Raw genomic sequence first — 18103 nt, 5'->3', positions numbered from 1 at the left:
GGTAGTTGTTTCATAGTCTCTTCGGTGGATCTCGGGCGGTATCGTGAGGAGCACCATGACGACTTCTGCGAATGACTCCCTGCTCGCCCGGGCCATCGCCCGGCCCGAGACGGAGGAGAAGGTGGCGCGGCGCATCCTGGACGCCGCGCTGGAACAGTTCACGACGTTCGGCCTGCGCCGCTCCTCCATGGACGACGTGGCCAAACGGGCCGGGGTCTCCAGGGTCACGGTCTACCGCCGCTTCCAGACCAAGGACGGGCTGGTCGAGGCCTGCCTGCTGCGCGAGGGCAGCAGGTTCTTCCAGCAGCTCGACACCGCGGTGGCGGCCCTGCCGACCATGGAGGAGCGGGTCGTCGAGGGCTTCGTGGTGGCCCTGCGGTACACCAGGGCACACCCGCTCTTCGGCGGGCTGCTGCGCCTCGAACCCGAGGTGGTGCTGCCCTATCTGACCGTCCAGGGAGGCCCGTCGCTGGAAGCCACCTGCGACTATCTGACGGCACATCTGCGCCGGGCGCAGCAGGTCGAGGGGCGCGGCGACTCCGACCCCCGGCCGGTCGCCGAACTCATGGTCCGCGTCGCGGTCTCCTTCCTGTTGAACCCGTCGAGCTGCATCGAGATGGAGGACGAGGACCAGGCCCGCGCCTTCGCCCGCCGCTACCTCGCCCCGCTCCTGAACGCCTGACGGCCCGCCCGGTCGGGACCTTCCGGACCGTCAGCGGTGCAGGTGCAGCCACCTGGCCGCCGCGACCGCGCGTTCCCTGGCGGCCGCGGGAGTGCCGAAGGAGGTCAGGTTCACCGGTGGGGCGAAGCGCTGCACGGTGACCGACTGGGGTGCGGTGAACGCCCGCAGCCCGTCCGCGCCGTGGATGCGTCCGAAGCCCGACTCCCCGGAGCCGCCGAACGGCAGGGCCGGGACACCGGCGAAGCCGAGCACGGAGTTGACGGACACCGCTCCGGCCCGCAGCCGCGCGGCGATCGCGGCACCGGCCCGCCGGTCGCGGCTGAACACCGAGGCGGCCAGCGCGTAGGGCGAGGCGTTGGCGCGCCGGACGGCCTCGTCCACATCCGCCACCGCGTTGATCGCCACGACCGGTCCGAAGGTCTCCTCGGTCATCGCCGGCGAGTCCTCCGGCACGTCGGCGAGCACGACCGGCGTGACGAACGCCCCGGAGGCCGGGACCGACGCCGCGTCGCCCAGCAGGGCCCGCGCACCGTCCGCCAGCGCCTGCTCCACATGCCGCCGCACGACGGCCGTCTGGGCCGCCATCGTCATCGGACCGTAGACGGCGTCCGGTACGGGGCCGGTCCGGAGCGCACCGGCCCGCTCGACCACCTTGCGGCACAGCGCGGCGTGCACCTCCCGGACGGCGTAGACGCGTTCGACGCCCGCGCAGGTCTGCCCGGCGTTGCTCAGCGCGCCCCACACGACCGCGTCCGCCGCCGCGTCGAGATCCGCGTCGGCCGTGACGATCGTCGCGTCCTTGCCGCCGCACTCGGCGAGGAACGGCGTCAGCGACTGCGCGCACACGGCCATGACCTTGCGTGCGGTCCCGGGCGAGCCCGTGAACGCCACCTTGTCGACACCCGAGCGGGCCAGTGCCTCTCCCGTCGCCGCCGCGCCGGTCACCGCGGTGAGCAGTCCGGCGTGTTCGGGCACGGCCGAGGCCAGGAGCCCGGCCAGCAGGACGCCCGTTCCGGGGGTGTGCTCGGACGGCTTGAACACCACGGCGTTGCCGGCCGCCAGCGCGTAACCGATGGAGCCCATGGGGGTGTAGAGGGGGTAGTTCCAGGGGCCGATCACCCCGATCACGCCGAGCGGCCTGTGGACCACGGAGGACCGCTGGTTGGCCGCGAGAAGACCGCTGCGTACGCGCCGCCGTCGCAGTACGCGGTCGGCGTTGCGGGCGGCCCAGTTCAGGTGCTCCAGGGTGAGGACGACTTCGAGTACCGCGTCGCCGTGCGGCTTGCCCGTCTCCGCCGCGATCGTCTCCGCCACGGTGTCGAGCGACGACGCGAGTGCGTGCTTCCACCGCAGCAGGTGTGCGCGTCGGTCTCCCGCGGAGAGCGCGGCCCATGCGGCCGCGGCGGTCCGGGCCCGTTCCACGGCGCCGGCCACCTCCACCGGGCCGTGGACCGGGTGCTCGCCGACGGGATCGCCGGTGGCGGGGGAGCGGACGGTGAAGGTGGCGGGGCGGGTCGCCGCGTCCTGGTCCGTGCCGGTCATCGAAGCTCCTGGTGTGTGGGGCCGCCGCCGGCCGGTGGGGTGTGGTGTCCGTCCACGCCGTAGGAGGGGCGGCTGCCGTCCTCGTCCGGCAGTGGGCTCAGCGGCCTGGAGTGGGCCCAGTGCGGACCGAGCTCGTCGAGCGTCCAGCCGAAGGGGTATGTACGGGGCTTGGGCCGGTACGGGTGCCAGGTGGGCCGGGGCGGCAGCCGGCGCAGCAGGGCGGCCCGGGCCCGTAAGGCGCGGTGGGTGGCGGTCCGCACCCGGCGCGGCTGCGGCCGGAAGCCCAGCGCGGTGAGCAAGGAGTCGTCGAGCACGGCGAGGGAGGCGCGCGCCACCACCGGCCGCAGCCAGTGGGGGTACCACTGGGTGACGACCCGCAACGTGGCCGCCGCGACCCGCCGGTTGGCCGGGTCGTACGCGAACATCCGCTGCTCGTAGGAGTCGTGCAGGCGGGCGAACTCCGCGTAGTCGACCGGCAGTTCGGCTATGCCCATCATCTCGCCGAGGTGCCGCCCGACGAGTGCGAGACTCTCGGTCTCCTGCGGCGACAACGGCCGCCAGCCGAACCGGTCGATCCAGCGCTTGGGGCCGACGACGGTGGTGGCCAGGACGTAGAGGTAGTCCTCGTTGGCTATGCGGTAGCGGCCGTGGATGCGGTTGAGATGGCGGGCCGCCGCCCTGCCGTGCGCGGAGTCCATGCCCTCGCGCACGATCTCGTGGGCGATCAGCACGGTGTCGTCGTACCGCTTCTGTCCGGCGCGCTCGAACTCCTGCGTGTGGTCGAGGAGTCGGGAGATGCGGGGCACGCCGTAGTCGCGCAGGAAGGCGACCGAGACGCCCTGGAGATAGTCCCAGGGGAACTCGTACTCGGTGATGAGGCGGAAGATCTCTTCGTAGTCCTGCTGCGGGTCCATCTGCTCGATGCGGTGGAGCCGGCTGTAGCGGCCCATGCGTGGGGTCTCCTATCGGTCCCTTGTCGGTCCCTGCTGTACACGCGACGGTGAGTCGAAGATACAAAAACTATCGACTTGTTTCACGAGTCGCGTCAAGACTCCCGACACGCCCACCGGACGGCGCACAGCCCCGGCGCACCGCCTCAGCGGCGACGACCGTCTCGGCGGTGGCGGTTCAGATCAGCCCGGCCCGTATCGCATACGACACGGCGTGCGCGCGGTTGCGGGTCCGGGTGCGCTTCATGGCCCCGTACAGGATGTAGCGCACGGTGCGTTCGGAGTAGGAGAGTTCGACCGCGATCTCGTCGCACTGTTTCCCCTCCGCGATGAGACGCAGCACGTCCACCTCGCGGGAGTTCAGCGCGGGTGCGCGCGGCGGCGTGGGAGCGCTCCCGTCACTCGCGTCGCTGCCCGCGACCGCCCGTACGGTCCGGGCGAAGACGTCCGGGCTGCAGAAGTCCCACCACACGACGGCGCGTACGCCCCGCTCCCGTGCCGCTGACAGGTCGGCCCGCCACTGCCTGCCCACGACCACCAGGAAGCGTGCGCCGGGTTCGTCGCTCAGGCTGGGGAGCAGGTCCAGTGCGGAGGCGTCCGCCACGTCCATGGCGACCACGATCGCGTCGGCCTCGCGGATCCTGTGCCGCGGCAGTTCGTGCAGACGGGGGTCCAGGGCGACGAAACCGGCCAGTCCGGCACGTACCAGGGGCGCGGACGCGTGGATCGCCACGCCCACGGTCCCGGTGCGTACCTGCTGGGGCATGGGCCCTCCCGCCTCGCGCCTGTGACCGCCCATGAGGAATGTGGTCGTCCAGATGGTTCCGGGAGGTGATGCTGCCACCTGCGGAGATCGCACAGCCGTACCGAAGGCCCCCGGACCCACAACCGAGGGAAACCTGGCGCGAGCACCCGGCCGCGCTGCCCGAACCGACTCGCCGCCGGCCGGTCCGTGCAAGGCGGCTCGGCGGGCGGCGGACGAGAACTTCCTGTACGGAACGGCAAGGTTCGCGATCACGGCTTCACCGGGGGAGCCGGCCGCACAACGATGGGGTGAGAGCGCGTTCCGACGCACTCCGGCTGCCGGAGCGTGCGTACGGGATGCCGTGCGGCCCGTGACCACTCCTGGCCGCCGCGGGCAACTCCCGGCAACTCCCCACAACGTCCGGCCTTTCTAGCGACAAAGGTAGTCCCATGATCGTGTCCCTCGTCCTGTTCGCGGTGCTCGGCCTGGTGCTGCTCGCAGCCGCCGTCGCACTCGTCCGGCGCAACCGCGGTGCCTCCTCCGGACAGGCCCGTACCGCGGGGCCGGGCGCGGACCGGAAGGTGCTGGAGACCGTCGCCCTGGGTCTGCAGGCCCTGGCCGAGGGACGTGTGCGGGACGCGCGCCGACTGCCCGAGGTGCAGTCGGTCGTCCACTCGGGACAGCGGCTGAGCGTGCGGCTCGCGCAGGCCGACGCGGCGGCCCCCGCACCGTGGACCTCGGACGTCTCGGGCAAGGAGTGGTCGCTGGACCCGGCGAGCCTGCGCGCGGCCGGCACCGCCGGTGGCGGGCCCACGCATCCGTACTCCCTGACCGTCACCCTCGGTCTGCACAGGGGAGACCGGGTGCTGGTCGACCTCGCGCAGTTGCCGGGACCGATCGCCCTGACAGGTGACGACCACGAGGTGCTGAGTCTGGCGCAGGCCGTCATCACCGAAGTCGTCGCGGGACCGGTCGGGCACCTCGCCACGGTCGTCCTGGTGGGTTCGGCGACCACCCCTCCGGTGACCGACGGACTGGGCGCGCGGTCGGCCCGGCTGTACCCCGCGGCCACCCGCAAGGAGGCCCTGGCCCACCGGGAGGCTCCGGCCGACAAGGACAGCGGGAGATCCGTGGGAGCGTCCCGCCGGCTCTTCGTGGTCACCGCCGCCCAGTTCCGCGACGAGAGATGGGCCGACGCCCCGCTGCGCGAGACCGACGCGCTCCTGGTGCTCGGCTGGATCACCGACGCGGAATGGCACATCGCGGTGAACACGGACGGCTCCCTGGACACCGGCCGCCTGGGCGTCCTCGTCGACACCCACACGGCCCGCTTCTCCTGAACCGTCCGACCCGTCCGACCCGTCCGGTCATCGGGCGGTGTCGGGCGCACCGTCCGGCACCAGGCCGCGGTCGGCGAGGCTGCCGTCCAGCCAGGCCGCGGCCAGTTCCGCCCGGGAGCGGCACCCGGTGCGCAGGAACAACTGCGTCAGCCGCCGCTCCACGGTCTTCTCGCTCGACGCCAGCCGCGCGGCGATCTGACGGTTGGTCGCCCCGTCGCTGACCAGTACCGTCAGCCGGACGTCCGCCTCGCTCAACCGGTCCCTGGCCGGCCGCAGTCGCGGCAGCACGAGACTCCGCCGCCGTGCCATGTGCCCTAGCGTCGTACGGGTGGCGCGCCCGATCCCCAGCGACTGCGCGAGGTACGAGGCCTCGGCCAGCCGCCGGTCGGAGTCGTCGCCGATCTCCACCAGGCACAGCCGGCAGAGCAGGCCCATGTACACATCACCCCGCTGGTCCGCCGACCGCAGGGCGTCCAGCGCGCCGTCCACCTCTCCGTGCACCAGCCCGCGCCCAAGAAGCACGGTCTCGCGCGTCATGGCGGAGCCCACTTCCTCGTGCAGCGCCTCCAGTTCGCCCAGCGTCCGCCGCATGGCCTGCGGCATGCCTTCCAGCAGGGCGTACGAGAGGTAGCGCAGCAGCACCTTCTCGATGCCCGACAGCAGCCCGTCCGCGCGAGCCCGCCGTACGTCCTCGCGCGCTCCCTCCAAAGCGTGGGCCGTCTCACCCGCCCAGTACCGCAGACTCATCCTGGCCCAGGCCACGAGCGGATGGGTCACCCCGTCGGGAATCAGCTCAAGCCAGGCCCGGGCGTGTCCCAACTCCCCGCGTGCGCAGTGGATCTCGGCCGCCAGCGCACGGGCGCACTGCGCGGTGGCGGCCTCCGTGCCACGGGTCCGGCTGCGTGCCTCGATCCGGCGGGCGGCCACCAGAGCCTGGTCCCAGTCGCCCTCCAGGTAGGAGCGCACCATGGCGTGGTGGCGCGCGGCGGTGCTGTCCCCCGACCCGGTGTAGCGATCCCCGAGTACGGCGGCCAGGGCGTCGGCGAGATCGGCGTGGGTGGCCGCGTGCCGCAGCCGGTCCATGGTGTGCGCGGTGTCCGCGTCCGGCGGCAGGGCGCCCAGTGTCTTCAGCAGTCCGGCGCGCCCGCCCGAGGCGGCGGCCAGCAGCCGTAGCTCGGCGGGCGAGGGGAGCGGCCCGGATCCGGGCCGGTGGTCGGTGACGGGGTGGCGCGCGGTCGGGCGGGCCTCGCCCTCCGGACGGCGTACGACCCGGCCGATCCCGTACGGACCGGCCAGCGCGGCGAATCGCTCCACGGCGGGCAGGTGATCCGGAACCCCGGTGTCCTCGGTGCCGGAGCCATCGGGGTAACCATCCGGGTAGGGCAACCGGTGTTCGTGCAAGGCCGCGAGGGCCCACACTTCGCTGACGTACACCAACTGGTCCCGGTCCCGGTCCCGGTCCCGGTCCCGGTCCCGGCCTCCGTCCCTGGCTCCGCCGCCCCCGTCCCCGGCTTCGCCCTCGTCTTCGGCTTCGGCTCCGCCCCCGTCCTTGGCGGCCCGCCCGGCCGGTGACGCGTCCAGGCAGGCGAGCAGGGGTTCGCCCAGGGCCAGGGCACCGGGATGGTCGGTGTGGCGCAGGCTCAGCTCGGCGGACTCGTACAGCACACCGGGCGTCCTGCGGTCGTAGGGAGTCAGCCGGCCCAGCGCAGAGGAGTAGGCGCGGACCGAACGCGGCCAGTCGGACCTGGCGTCCGTACGGGCCGCCGCGAGCAGAACGTCCACCGCGAGCACGTCGTTCAACTCGCCCCCGGCGGCGGTCACATGGTCGGCCAGTCGGGGATGGCCGCCCCCTGCCGTCCTCGCGCCGAGCCGGTCGCTCAGCGACCTGGTGATCAGGGCGTGCAAGGACGACACGTCGTGGTGGGTGGGCAGCGCGCGCAGCGCCGCGGCGAGCGCTGGGACGGCGAAGGACGCCCGGCCGTCCTCGTCCACCGTCAGGATCCCGTCCCCGACCAGCGGTGCCAGGGCCCGGTCGACGAGGCCGGCCCGCCGGGGGCCTCCCGGCTTCAGCCGGTGCAGATCGTCGAACCGTATCTCCGCGTGTTCCAGGGCGCGGGCCACCGCGGCGGCCGCGTCCAGATCGGCGGCGTCCGGGGGCTCGCCGGGCCAGCAGAGCCGCCGCAGCTGTGCCACGTCCGTGGTGAGCCGCAGTGTCCGCTCCGGCTCGGTCAGACAGACATGGCCGCCGAGTTCGACGAGGCCTCCGCGCCCGTCCATCGAGTCCAGCACCGACAGCACGGCCTCGGGGGTGCCCGCCATGGGGCCCAGGGCGCGCAGCACCGCCGTCACCAGGGCGGGCTCGACCGGGCGGCCGAGCCCGCGCACCATCAGGGCCTCGACGTCGGCGGGGCGCAGCGGCGGCAGTTCGAGCAACTGGTCGGCCGCCGCGACCAGTTGGGAGGCCCCGCTGTCGTGCGGGTGCAGGGGCCGGCCGGCCATCACCATCGGCACACCCGCGGGGCGGAAGACGCGCAGGAGCAGGCCGAGGGCCGCGGCCGTGGCCGAGGGCAGACGATCGGCGTCGTCGATCAGCAGCGCGAAAGGGGTGTCGCGGGCGGCGTCCGTGAGCGCCTCGCTCAGTACGGCGAGCTGACTCAACTCACCCTGCTGGCCTGTGGGTTGCCGGGATGTACGGCGCGTTCCGCTGACGCGGACCGTGCTCCGGCGGCCGTGGACCCTGGTGAGCGCGCTGTGGACGCCGTCGGCCAGGGCGGCGGCGCCCGGCGTGCTCCCGCCGTCGTGACAGCGCAGCCGCAGGACCTTGGCACCCTCCTCGACGGCCGCTCGCCGAGCCTGTTCCAGTACGGCGGTCTTGCCCGTTCCGGCGGCGCCGGCGACCAGCAGGACGCGTGCCGGGTCACCGGTGGACAGCAGGGTCCGGGTCACCTCCCGGATCTCCCCGTCCCGTCCTGTGACAGGTCCGCCGTCAGCCACGTCCGCGCCTCCTGATCCGGTGCTCGCCGGACGGAAGTGACCAGCGGAAACGGCCACATACAAGCAGCCTCCGGCACATGACCATAATGGCTGTCGCCGGCCGAAGGCCCGGACGAAGGGCCGGCCGGCGGCGCTCTCCACGTGTGGGTGCGTCACCGCCCGCCCGTCACATGTCGTCGAGGAGAGCGCGGTGGACCATGACTGCTCCGTCCGAAACGCCCTGGCTGCTGCACGGGGGCACGGCCGGCAGCCTGGACCGTACGGCCGGTCGACTGGTCGGCCGCGAACAGCAGTTGGACGAGGTCCATGGCCGGCTGAGTGACCCCGACGGGCCGGGCCTGGTGCTCGTCCGCGGTGAACGGGGTGCCGGGCGGACCGAGTTCGTGCACGCCGTCGGTGAACTCCTCCGCGGACAGGGGACGGCCGTGCTCAGCGTGAACTGCGTGCCCGGCGACGGCGTACGGCCGTTTCTGCTGGCGCTGCGGCTGGTCATGGCGCTGGAAGAGCACCGGTCGGCCGGGGCACACCGACGGTCGACGCGGCCGGCCGCCGAAGCCCTGCGCGCGGCCGAGCAGCGTGACGCGACGGCGATGACGGGGCTGCTGCGCGCCGCTCTCACGCAAGCCGTACCCGCGCCCGTATCCGCGCCCGTGCCTGTACCCGCGCCCGTGGTCGTGGTGGTGGACGACCTCCAGCACGCCGACGCCGGTTCGCTGGCCGTGCTCCGGGAGACCGACTTCGCCCGAGTGCCACGCGCGGTCAGGCTGCTGGCCTCGGAAGCGGGACACGGTGGGCCGAGGGCGACCGGGTGGGAGACCGTCGCCGGGACCCACACGCTCGTCCTGTCCCGGCTCGGACCGGAGGAGACCACCACCGTGGTGGCACGCCGGCTGCGGGCCACGCCCGACACGACGCTGGCCCGTCGGGTGCGGGAACTCACCCTGGGGGTCCCCGCCGCGGTCGACGCGCTGCTGACCGGGTGGACGCGGCAGGGCGCGATCAGGGTGGCCGACGGCCACGCCTTCGTCGGGGCGCGCAGAGCGACGCCGGTGCTGGCGGACGACGACCGGTTCATGACGGCACTGGACGCGCTGGGCGAGCCGTGCCGCACGGTGGCCGGGGCCCTGAGCATCCTGTGGCCGCTCGGCGGGCGGGCCGCGCGGCTGATCGCGACGACGACCGGCCTGCCCGCGGACACGGTGAGCGACGCGCTCCGGGCCCTGACCGACGCGGACATCGTCGAAACCCTAGCCCTCCCGGCCCCGGCCGACACGGAGGTCACCAGGTCGCTCCCTGCCCCGGCCGACACGCAGGCTCCCGCCCCCACCCCCGTCTCCCAGGACGCCACCCCGCCCGCCCGGCGGTTTCGGCTACCGGTCGTCGCGCATGCCGTTCGGGAACGGCTCGGGCCGTTGGAGCGCAGCCGGCTGTCCGCCGCCGCGGTGGAGGCGCTGTGGGCGGAGCAGGACGCGGTGAACCCGGAGGGCGCCACCCCGCACCCGCGAAGACCGGCGCTCGCCGCCCTGCCGGACGAGGCGGACGCGGTGGCCTACCTCGCGGACCGCGTCGCGGAGGCCGGATCGCTCGTCGACCTCGACCGCGCGGTCGCCGAACTGACCGCCGCCGCGCAGAGACTGCACCCCGACTCCGAGGGCAGGGGCGTGCTCCGGTGGTGCCGGGCGGCCGGCCACCTCGTCGAGCGGCCGGCCGACCGCGTCGCGGCCCTGCACCGGTACGCCAAGGCCGCCTACAACGCCGGCGACCACCACACCGCCCGGACCATCGCAGAGTCGGTCCTGCGGAACCTGGCGGACGTCCTCGGCCCCCGGGCGCTGCAGGACACCGCCGCCCTCTTCACGGCGGCGACGGCCAACGACCTGGACTGGCGGGCCCTGTCCCGGCTGGCCACGGCACGCTGGTGGGACGAGCTGCGCCTGCCCGAGCTGGCCGCCGTGACCGGCCGGGCCCTCGCGCTGAGCCAGTTGGAGCGGTGGCAGGAGGTGCTGGAGCTGCTGTCACGGACCGAGCCCGTGTGGGCCACCGACGCCCATGCCCGGGCGAAGCCCGCCTACTTCCGGGCCGTGGCGGAACTGGCACTGGGCCGGCCGGAGCGCTTCCGCGAGGCGCTGGCCTTCCCGGAGGCCGCGTACCTCGACACCGGGCATGTCCACGCGCTGGCCACCACCATGTTCGACGAGCTGCTCAGCGGCCGGGACCTGCGCGCGGCCGAGGCCCTGCTGGCCGCGCAGGGGCTGACGGCCGACCTGCTGGCCCCGCGCAGCCTGTTCCTGTGGCGCCATCTCCAGGGCCGCTGGGACGAGGCCCTGGAATCGGCCCGCTGGATGCTGGCGAACAACCAGACGAGCACCCCCGCTGCGGACAGCCATCTGATCCCGGCGCGGACGGCTGCCATCCTGCTGGCCCGGGGCCGCCCCACAAGCGCCCGCCGTCTCCTCGACAGCGTGCGCGGGGACGCCGCGAGCGGTCACGGGGAGGGTCCGCTGGAGTACTCCCTGGACGCCGTCGAGGCGGAGTGCCTGCGGGCCCTCGGTGATCCGGCCGGCGCCGAGAAGGTATTGCGCCGCGGCCTGGACGCGGCGGCGGTCCGCGGCCAGATCGCCGGCACGGACGAGCTGTGGGCCGCGCTCGCCGAGACGCACGCGGACGAAGGACGCACGGGTGAGGCGGCGATGTGCCTGCGACACCTGCGACTGATCTCCGAGCGTACGGGCGACGCGAGGACACGGCTGAGGTATCTGCTCGCGTCGGCTCACGTCCAGCGACAGAACGGCCGGGCCGGTCCCGGCGCCTTCGGCACGGTGCACGGAAACCTGCGCGAGGCGGTCGAGTTGGCCCGCTCCCGCCGTCAGCCGTTCGAGACCGCGGTGACCCTCGTCGCCGCCGCGGACGCCGGCGCCGGCCCGCCCGCGCTGCTGCACGAGGCGTACGAACTGTTCGGCGGGACCGGCGCCGCACTGCCCCGCTTCCACACCAGGACCGCCATGCGCGAGGCCGGAACCACCGTCCCCGGGCGAAGACAGGCCACCGCCGAGAACGAGCAACTGCTCGCGACCCTGATCGCCGAGGGACTCACCAACCGCCAGATCGCCACGGTGCTGCGGCTCAGCGAGGACGCGGTCGCCAACCGCCTGACCCGGCTGTTCGCCCGCACCGGGCTGCGCTCCCGCACCGAAGTGGTCACCGCCGTCCTCACCAACTACCGCGTCCACCGAGGAGCGGCCGAGCAGGACCGGGTACGCACCGAACAGGCCTGAGTACGCACCGAGCAGGACCGGGTACGCACCGAACAGGCCAGGGCCAGGTACACACCGAGCACGCCCGAGTACGGGCCGGGCGGGGGCCGAACGGCGGTTGTTAGCCTTGCGTGTGATCGGATACCCCGTACCCACCCGGACCTCGTGCCGCCGGAGCCCGCGATGAGCGCCGTCGCCTCCTCGCCCCTCGGCGCCGCCACCACCCTCGCCGAACTCACCCGGGACCCCCACGCACGCCTGGCGCGGCTCCGGGCGCACGAGCCCGTGTCCTGGCTGCCCGAGCTGGACGGCTGGCTGGTGACCCGCCGGGACCTGGCGATGAGCGTGATGCGGGACGCCGAGACCTTCACGGTCGACGACCCCCGGTTCTCCACCGCGCAGGTCGTCGGGCCGAGCATGCTGTCCCTGGACGGCGCCCCGCACGCCCGCCACCGTGAGCCCTTCACCGCGCCCTTCCGCCCCCGGGCGGTCCACGACGGCTTCGCCTCGTTCATCGAGGGGGAGAGCGACCGGCTCATCACCGCACTGGCCCCGGCCGGCACCGCCGACCTGCGACGCGCCTTCGCCGGCCCGCTCGCGGTCGCCGTCGTCACCGAGGCGCTCGGGCTGGTCGGCACGAGCACCGCCACGGTCCTGTCCTGGTACGACTCCATCGTGGCGGCGGTCTCCGACATCACCGCCGGACAGCCGGCGGGCCCCGCAGGCACCGCGGCCTACGCCGAACTGCGCGCAGCGGTGGAGGCCACCGTCGCCGACCGGGACGCGGCCTCGCTCCTCGTCTCCGCCGCCGGACGGCTCACCCCGGCGGAGGTGGCGTCCAACGCGGCGGTCCTCATGTTCGGCGGCATCGAGACCACCGAGGGCATGATCACCAACGCGCTGCTGCATCTGCTGAACCACCCCGACCAGCTCGCCCTCGTCCGCGCCGACCCCGGCCTGCTGGACGGCGCGATCGAGGAGTCGCTGCGCCTCGAACCGGGCGCGGCCGTCGTGGACCGGTACGCCACCCGCGACACCGTCCTCGGCCCGGTCACCGTCCGCCGCGGCGACCTGGTCACCGTCTCCCTGGCCGGAGCCAACCGCGACCCCGACGTCTTCCCCGACCCCGACAGGTTCGACGTCCGCCGCGACAACGCGCGCCTCCAGCTGGCCTTCGCCCACGGCCCGCACTACTGCCTCGCCGCCCATCTCGCGCGCCTGGAGACCCGTATCGCCCTGAGGCAGCTCCTCGAACGCCTTCCCGCCCTGCGCCTCGACCCGGACCACCCCACCGCCCCGTACGGACTGGTCTTCCGCAAGCCGCTCAGCCTGCGGGTGCTCTGGGGCAGCCCGCACTGACCGGCCGTCGCTCCGACCGGCCGCCGTCCCCGCTGGTCAGCGGAGTGCGATCGTCCGCCGACGTCGCGCGGCCGGCCCTCCCGCAGTGCATTGCGGCCCGCCCCGAACGGTCCGATGGTGGACGCACGTGCCGGGCTGTGAGGAGGACGGGCGATGACGACTGACAGGGGCGCACCGGACGTCGAGCGGCGGCGACTGGCCGAGGCGGACGAGGGGGTGGCGCCCTGGCGGCGCTGGGGGCCGTATCTGAGCGAGCGGCAGTGGGGCACGGTCCGCGAGGACTACAGCCCCGACGGGGAGGCCTGGGCGTACTTCACCCACGACCAGGCGCGTTCGCGCGCCTACCGGTGGGGCGAGGACGGGATCGCCGGTGTCAGCGACGACAAGCAGCGGCTGTGCTTCGCCCTGGCCCTGTGGAACGGCCGCGACCCGATCCTCAAGGAGCGGATGTTCGGCCTGACCAACAGCGAGGGCAATCACGGCGAGGACGTCAAGGAGTACTACTTCTACCTCGACAGCACCCCCACCCACTCGTACATGAAGTTCCTCTACAAGTACCCGCAGGGGGAGTTCCCCTACGGAGACCTCGTCGCCACCAACCGGGCCCGGGGCCGCAAGGACTTCGAGTACGAGCTGCTGGACACCGGAGTCTTCGACGAGGACCGCTACTTCGACGTGTTCGTCGAGTACGCGAAGGCGGGCCCCGAGGATCTGCTGGTCGAGATCAGCGCGCACAACCGCGGCCCGGACGAGGCCACGCTCCATCTGCTGCCGACCCTGTGGTTCCGGCACACCTGGTCCTGGGCCGGTGGCACCGCCGTGCCGGGTCTGCGGCGGGTGCCCGGCGGCATCCGTGCCGACCACGAGGAGCTGGGCGCCCGCCGGCTGTACTGCGAGACCGACGCCCCCGCGCTGTTCACCGGGAACGAGACCAACGACGAGCGCGTCTTCGGCAGCCCCAACTCCACCCCGTACGTGAAGGACGGCATCGGCCGTCGCGTCGTCCACGGCGACACGGCGGCCGTCAACCCGGCAGGGACCGGCACCAAGGCGGCCCTGCACAGCGTGCTCACCGTGCCCGGCGGCGGGAGCGCCCGCATCCGCCTGCGGCTGACCGACGCTCTGGAACTCGCCGACCCTTGGAGCGAGTTCGACCAGGTGCTGGCGGCCCGCCGGGCCGAGGCCGACACCTTCTACGACGGCGTCGTCCCGGACGGGACGAACGAGGACGAGCGGCGGCTGGTCCGGCAGGCACTGGCCGGGATGCTGTGGAGCAAGCAGTACTACCACCTCGACGTCGAACGCTGGCTGGCCGAACACGGCGTCGACCCGCTCGGCGCCGACCCCCGCCTGCGCAACAGCAGTTGGTACCACATGGTCAACGACGAGATCATGTCGATGCCGGACACCTGGGAGTACCCCTGGTACGCGGCCTGGGACCTCGCCTTCCACACCCTCGCCCTCGCGATGGTCGACATCGGCTTCGCCAAGGGCCAGCTGGACCTGCTCCTGCGCCGCCTCTATCTGCACCCCAACGGCCAGATCCCCGCGTACGAGTGGAACTTCGGCGACGTCAACCCGCCGGTGCACGCCTGGGCGACCCTCTTCGTCTACGAGCTGGAGAAGCAGCGCACCGGACACGGCGACCGCGCCTTCCTGGAGAACGCCTTCCTCAAGCTGATGAAGAACTTCACCTGGTGGCTCAACCGCAAGGACGTCGACGGCAACAACGTCTTCCAGGGGGGCTTCCTCGGCCTCGACAACATCGGCGTCTTCGACCGCAGCGCACCCCTGCCGACCGGCGGCCAGCTCGACCAGGCCGACGGCACCGCCTGGATGGCGCTGTACTGCCAGAACCTCCTGGAGATCGCCATCGAACTGGCCGTCGACAACCCGGTGTACGTGGAGCAGGCGCAGACCCTGTTCGAGCACTTCGCGTGGATCGCGGTCGCCACGAACCGCCTCGGCAGGGACAACGAGAGCCTGTGGGACGAACAGGACGGCTTCTTCTACGACGTCCTGCGGCTGCCCGACGGCCAGGCGATCCGGCTCCGGGTGCGCTCCCTGGTCGGGCTGATCCCCCTCGCCGCGACCAGCGTGGTCGGCGGCTGGGCCGACCAGCGCTTCCCCGAACTGGTCGCGGGGGCCAAGGAGTTCATCGACCGGCACCCCGCCGTGCAGGCCGTCGTGTCCGCACAGCAGACCGCGGGACCCGGGGTGCGCGGACGGCATCTGTTCGCCCTGTTCGGCCCGGACCGGCTCCGGCGCGTCCTGGCCCGCATGCTCGACGAGCAGGAGTTCCTCGGCCCGTACGGCATCCGCTCGCTCTCCCGCCACCACGCCGACCACCCGTACAGCTTCCAGGTGAAAGGGCAGACGTACGGTGTCGGTTATCTGCCCGCCGAGTCCGACTCCGGGATGTTCGGCGGCAATTCCAACTGGCGCGGCCCGGTGTGGTTCCCGGTCAACATCCTGCTGATCCGGGCCCTGCTGAACCTGCACGCGTATCACGGTGAGGAGTTCACCGTGGAGTGCCCGACCGGCTCGGGACGGCGGATGAACCTCTACGAGGTCGCCCGGGAGATCTCCGGCCGGCTCACCGCGACGTTCCTGCGCGGCCCCGACGGGCACCGCCCGGTGCACGGCGCCCAGCCCAAGTTCGCCAAGGACCCGCACTGGAAGGACCTGCTGCTCTTCTACGAGTACTTCCACGGCGACAACGGGGCGGGACTCGGCGCGTCCCACCAGACCGGCTGGACCGGCCTGGCCGCGGTCACCGCGACCCTGTTCCACCAGATCGGCTCCGAGGACTGGGGCGCCCTGCGCGAGGAACCCCTGTCCTGAGACCGGCGTGCACCGGGCCTCACCGGCGGCCCGGTGCCCCCGCGCGCAGCCCGTCCATGACGAAGTCCAGGAGGCGGGCCGCGCGCGACTGCCAGTCCCCGTGGGGGTCGAGCTGCCAGAGCCCGGCGATGGCGAGGAGGAAGTCGTCCTCGGTCACCCCGGGGCGGATGGTGCCCGCCTCCTCGTTCGTGCGCAGCAGCAGGAGCGCCGCGGACGCCACCGGAGTGGGTTCCGGCTTCGCCGGGCCGCCGGGTGCGCTGGTGGCCTGCCGGATCGCGTCCGCCAGCCCTGCCTTGGTCATGGCGAACCGGGCCAGGTGGTCCATCCACTCGCGCAGCGCCCGCTCCGGCTCATGGGTGTGGAGCAGCTCGCACGCGGCGTCGGCGACCTGCTGCATCTCGTGGCGGTAGATCTCCAGGACGAGCGCCTCGCGGTTGGGGAAATTGCGGTAGAACGTGCCCTGCCCGACGCCCGCCTTCTTGGCGATGACACTGAGCGGGGCGTCCGCGCAGAGCGTCAGCTCGGCCACGGCCACTTCCAGGATGCGTTCGCGGTTGCGCTGCGCGTCCGAGCGCAGAGGTGCGTCCTTCTTGTGCCCCACGCGTCCTCCTCGCGGGTTCGTGGCCGAATCCCGTCCTTGCTAAGCGGACAGGTGTCCACTACGTTTTCTCGTGAGCGGACAGTTGTCCGGTTAGGTACACCTTACCGGCGAGCCGTCCTGCCTGGACAGATGGCGGTGGTCGGCCGCGGTCCTGCCTGATTGCATCATGCACGCTTCCGGCCCGCCCCCCGCCTCGCGGGGCGCCACCCCCCACCCGACACCACTCCCGGTCCGTACTCCAACGCCTCTTCGCGTCTCCTACGTCTATAGCGGTTTTCCGTTCCCCCTGCCTGCCGGACCGTCCTCGTAGGACGGCCCGGGAATGTGAAAGAAGGCTGATCATGGCCACAGCGCCCCCGTCGACGTACAGCGCCGTCACGTTGAACATCAACGGCGAGAAGCACGCCCTGACCGTCGACCACCGCACCACCCTGCTCGACGCCCTGCGTGAGCGCCTCGATATGACCGGCACCAAAAAAGGCTGTGACCAGGGGCAATGCGGGGCATGTACCGTCCTGGTCGACAAACGGCGGGCCGTCGCCTGCCTGACCCTGGCGGTGGCGGCCGAGGGCCGGGAGATCACCACCATCGAGGGCGTCGCCGAGGGCGATCAGCTGCACGCCGTACAGCAGGCCTTCCTCGACCTCGACGGCTACCAGTGCGGCTACTGCACACCTGGCCAGATCTGTTCGGCCGTCGCCGTCATCGAGGAGCACGCCGCGGGCTGGCCGAGCGCCGCCACCGAGGACGTACGCCCCGAAGCGGGACCGCCGCCCCTGACCCCCGAAGAGATCCGCGAACGCATGAGCGGGAACCTGTGCCGCTGCGGCGCGTACGTGTCGATCGTGCAGGCGGTCGCCCGCGCGGCCGAGGCCGACGCAGCCGCCCGCGCCGCCCAGGCCGAGCAGGGCACCGAGCACGAAGGGGCAGCGGCATGAAGGAGTTCGGATACCAGCGCGCCCTCGACGTCTCCGGCGCCCTCGCGCTCCTCGACGCCGACCCGGACGCCCGGTTCCTCGGCGGCGGCACCAACCTCGTCGACCTGATGAAGACCGGTGTCGAGCGCCCCGGCCGGCTCGTCGACGTACGCGAGCTGCCGCTGGACCGCATCGAGGCGACCGAGGACGGCGGCCTGCGTATCGGCGCGACCGTCAGCAACAGCGACCTGGCCGCGCACCCCGACGTGCGCCGCCGCTACCCGGCCCTGACCCAGGCGGTCCTCGCCGGCGCCTCCGGGCAGCTGCGCAACATGGCGACCGTCGGCGGAAACCTGCTCCAGCGCACCCGCTGCGGCTACTTCGCCGACGTGACCAAGCCGTGCAACAAGCGCGACCCCGGCAGCGGCTGCCCCGCCATCAAGGGCGAGCACCACAACCACGCCATCCTCGGCGCCTCCGACCACTGCGTGGCCACCCACCCCTCCGACCTCGGAGTGGCGCTCACGGCCTTCGACGCCGTCGTCACCTACGAGACGGCCGACGGACCGGGCGAGCTGCCCCTCACCGACTTCTACCTGCCGGTGGGCGACACCCCGCATCTGGAGACCGCCCTGCCGCCGGGCGCACTGATCACCGGCGTCGTCCTGCCGCCCGCCCCGGTGGCCGCCAACTCCCGCTACCGCAAGGTGCGCGAGCGGGCATCGTACGCCTTCGCGATCGGCTCGATCGCCGCCGCCCTCGACGTGCGGGACGGCGTCGTGCACGAGGTGCGCCTCGCCTTCGGGGCCGTCGCGTCCCGGCCGTGGCGCGCCCGCGCCGCCGAAGCCGCCCTGCTCGGCGGACCCGTCGACGCC

12 protein-coding genes are annotated in these 18103 nt (G+C 73.0%); 7 read left to right on the top strand and 5 right to left on the bottom strand.

Going from position 1 to position 18103, the window contains the following annotated elements; translation table 11 throughout:
- The first annotated feature begins 55 nt into the window (after positions 1-55).
- The gene (locus tag ACFWGJ_RS19655; RefSeq protein WP_387326005.1) at positions 56-682 is read left to right on the top strand and encodes a TetR/AcrR family transcriptional regulator; all 627 of its coding nucleotides are present in this window, start codon (positions 56-58) and stop codon (positions 680-682) included.
- Between the two features lie 30 nt (positions 683-712).
- Here ACFWGJ_RS19655 and ACFWGJ_RS19650 read toward each other — a convergent pair whose 3' ends face one another.
- The 3 genes from ACFWGJ_RS19650 to ACFWGJ_RS19640 all read right to left on the bottom strand — a co-directional run bounded on the left by ACFWGJ_RS19650 (position 713) and on the right by ACFWGJ_RS19640 (position 3940).
- Positions 713-2224 (bottom strand): aldehyde dehydrogenase family protein, encoded by a 1512-nt coding sequence (locus ACFWGJ_RS19650; RefSeq protein ID WP_387326003.1) that lies wholly within the window; start codon positions 2222-2224, stop codon positions 713-715.
- Positions 2221-3174 carry an oxygenase MpaB family protein gene (locus tag ACFWGJ_RS19645; RefSeq protein ID WP_387326000.1) on the bottom strand — a complete coding sequence of 318 codons (954 nt, stop codon included), beginning with the start codon at positions 3172-3174 and terminating at the stop codon, positions 2221-2223. The genes ACFWGJ_RS19650 and ACFWGJ_RS19645 overlap by 4 nt, the downstream gene beginning before the upstream one ends.
- A 178-nt stretch (positions 3175-3352) precedes the next feature.
- Positions 3353-3940 carry a LuxR C-terminal-related transcriptional regulator gene (locus tag ACFWGJ_RS19640; protein WP_387325998.1) on the bottom strand — a complete coding sequence of 196 codons (588 nt, stop codon included), beginning with the start codon at positions 3938-3940 and terminating at the stop codon, positions 3353-3355.
- 428 nt (positions 3941-4368) lie between these two features.
- On the opposite strand from ACFWGJ_RS19640, the gene ACFWGJ_RS19635 reads away from it, so the two are divergent.
- Entirely contained in the window at positions 4369-5259 is an 891-nt protein-coding gene (locus tag ACFWGJ_RS19635) for a hypothetical protein (RefSeq protein ID WP_387325994.1), read from the top strand.
- Positions 5260-5286: 27 nt separating this feature from the next.
- On the opposite strand, the gene ACFWGJ_RS19630 is transcribed toward ACFWGJ_RS19635, so the two are convergent.
- Positions 5287-8253 (bottom strand): AAA family ATPase, encoded by a 2967-nt coding sequence (locus tag ACFWGJ_RS19630; protein WP_387325992.1) that lies wholly within the window; start codon positions 8251-8253, stop codon positions 5287-5289.
- 197 nt (positions 8254-8450) lie between these two features.
- On the opposite strand from ACFWGJ_RS19630, the gene ACFWGJ_RS19625 reads away from it, so the two are divergent.
- The 3 genes from ACFWGJ_RS19625 to ACFWGJ_RS19615 all read left to right on the top strand — a co-directional run bounded on the left by ACFWGJ_RS19625 (position 8451) and on the right by ACFWGJ_RS19615 (position 15710).
- Entirely contained in the window at positions 8451-11528 is a 3078-nt protein-coding gene (locus tag ACFWGJ_RS19625; protein ID WP_387325990.1) for an AAA family ATPase, read from the top strand.
- 162 nt (positions 11529-11690) lie between these two features.
- On the top strand, positions 11691-12866 hold the full coding sequence (locus ACFWGJ_RS19620) for a cytochrome P450 (protein WP_387325988.1): 1176 nt from the start codon (positions 11691-11693) through the stop codon (positions 12864-12866).
- 153 nt (positions 12867-13019) lie between these two features.
- Positions 13020-15710 (top strand): glucosidase, encoded by a 2691-nt coding sequence (locus ACFWGJ_RS19615; protein WP_387325987.1) that lies wholly within the window; start codon positions 13020-13022, stop codon positions 15708-15710.
- 19 nt (positions 15711-15729) lie between these two features.
- Here the strand turns inward: ACFWGJ_RS19615 and ACFWGJ_RS19610 are convergent, their stop codons facing one another.
- Positions 15730-16311 carry a TetR/AcrR family transcriptional regulator gene (locus ACFWGJ_RS19610; protein ID WP_210891014.1) on the bottom strand — a complete coding sequence of 194 codons (582 nt, stop codon included), beginning with the start codon at positions 16309-16311 and terminating at the stop codon, positions 15730-15732.
- A 341-nt stretch (positions 16312-16652) separates the two neighbouring features.
- Between ACFWGJ_RS19610 and ACFWGJ_RS19605 the strand changes: the two genes are divergently transcribed.
- Entirely contained in the window at positions 16653-17249 is a 597-nt protein-coding gene (locus ACFWGJ_RS19605; RefSeq protein WP_107021614.1) for a 2Fe-2S iron-sulfur cluster-binding protein, read from the top strand.
- A partial coding sequence (locus tag ACFWGJ_RS19600) for an FAD binding domain-containing protein (protein ID WP_387325983.1) occupies positions 17246-18103 on the top strand: 858 nt, incomplete at its 3' end. The genes ACFWGJ_RS19605 and ACFWGJ_RS19600, both read left to right, overlap by 4 nt.

The sequence above is a fragment of the Streptomyces sp. NPDC060205 genome, assembly GCF_042728395.1.
In the GTDB taxonomy this organism is placed as follows: Bacteria; Actinomycetota; Actinomycetes; order Streptomycetales; family Streptomycetaceae; genus Streptomyces.
This window is presented reverse-complemented; position numbering and strand designations above follow the sequence as displayed.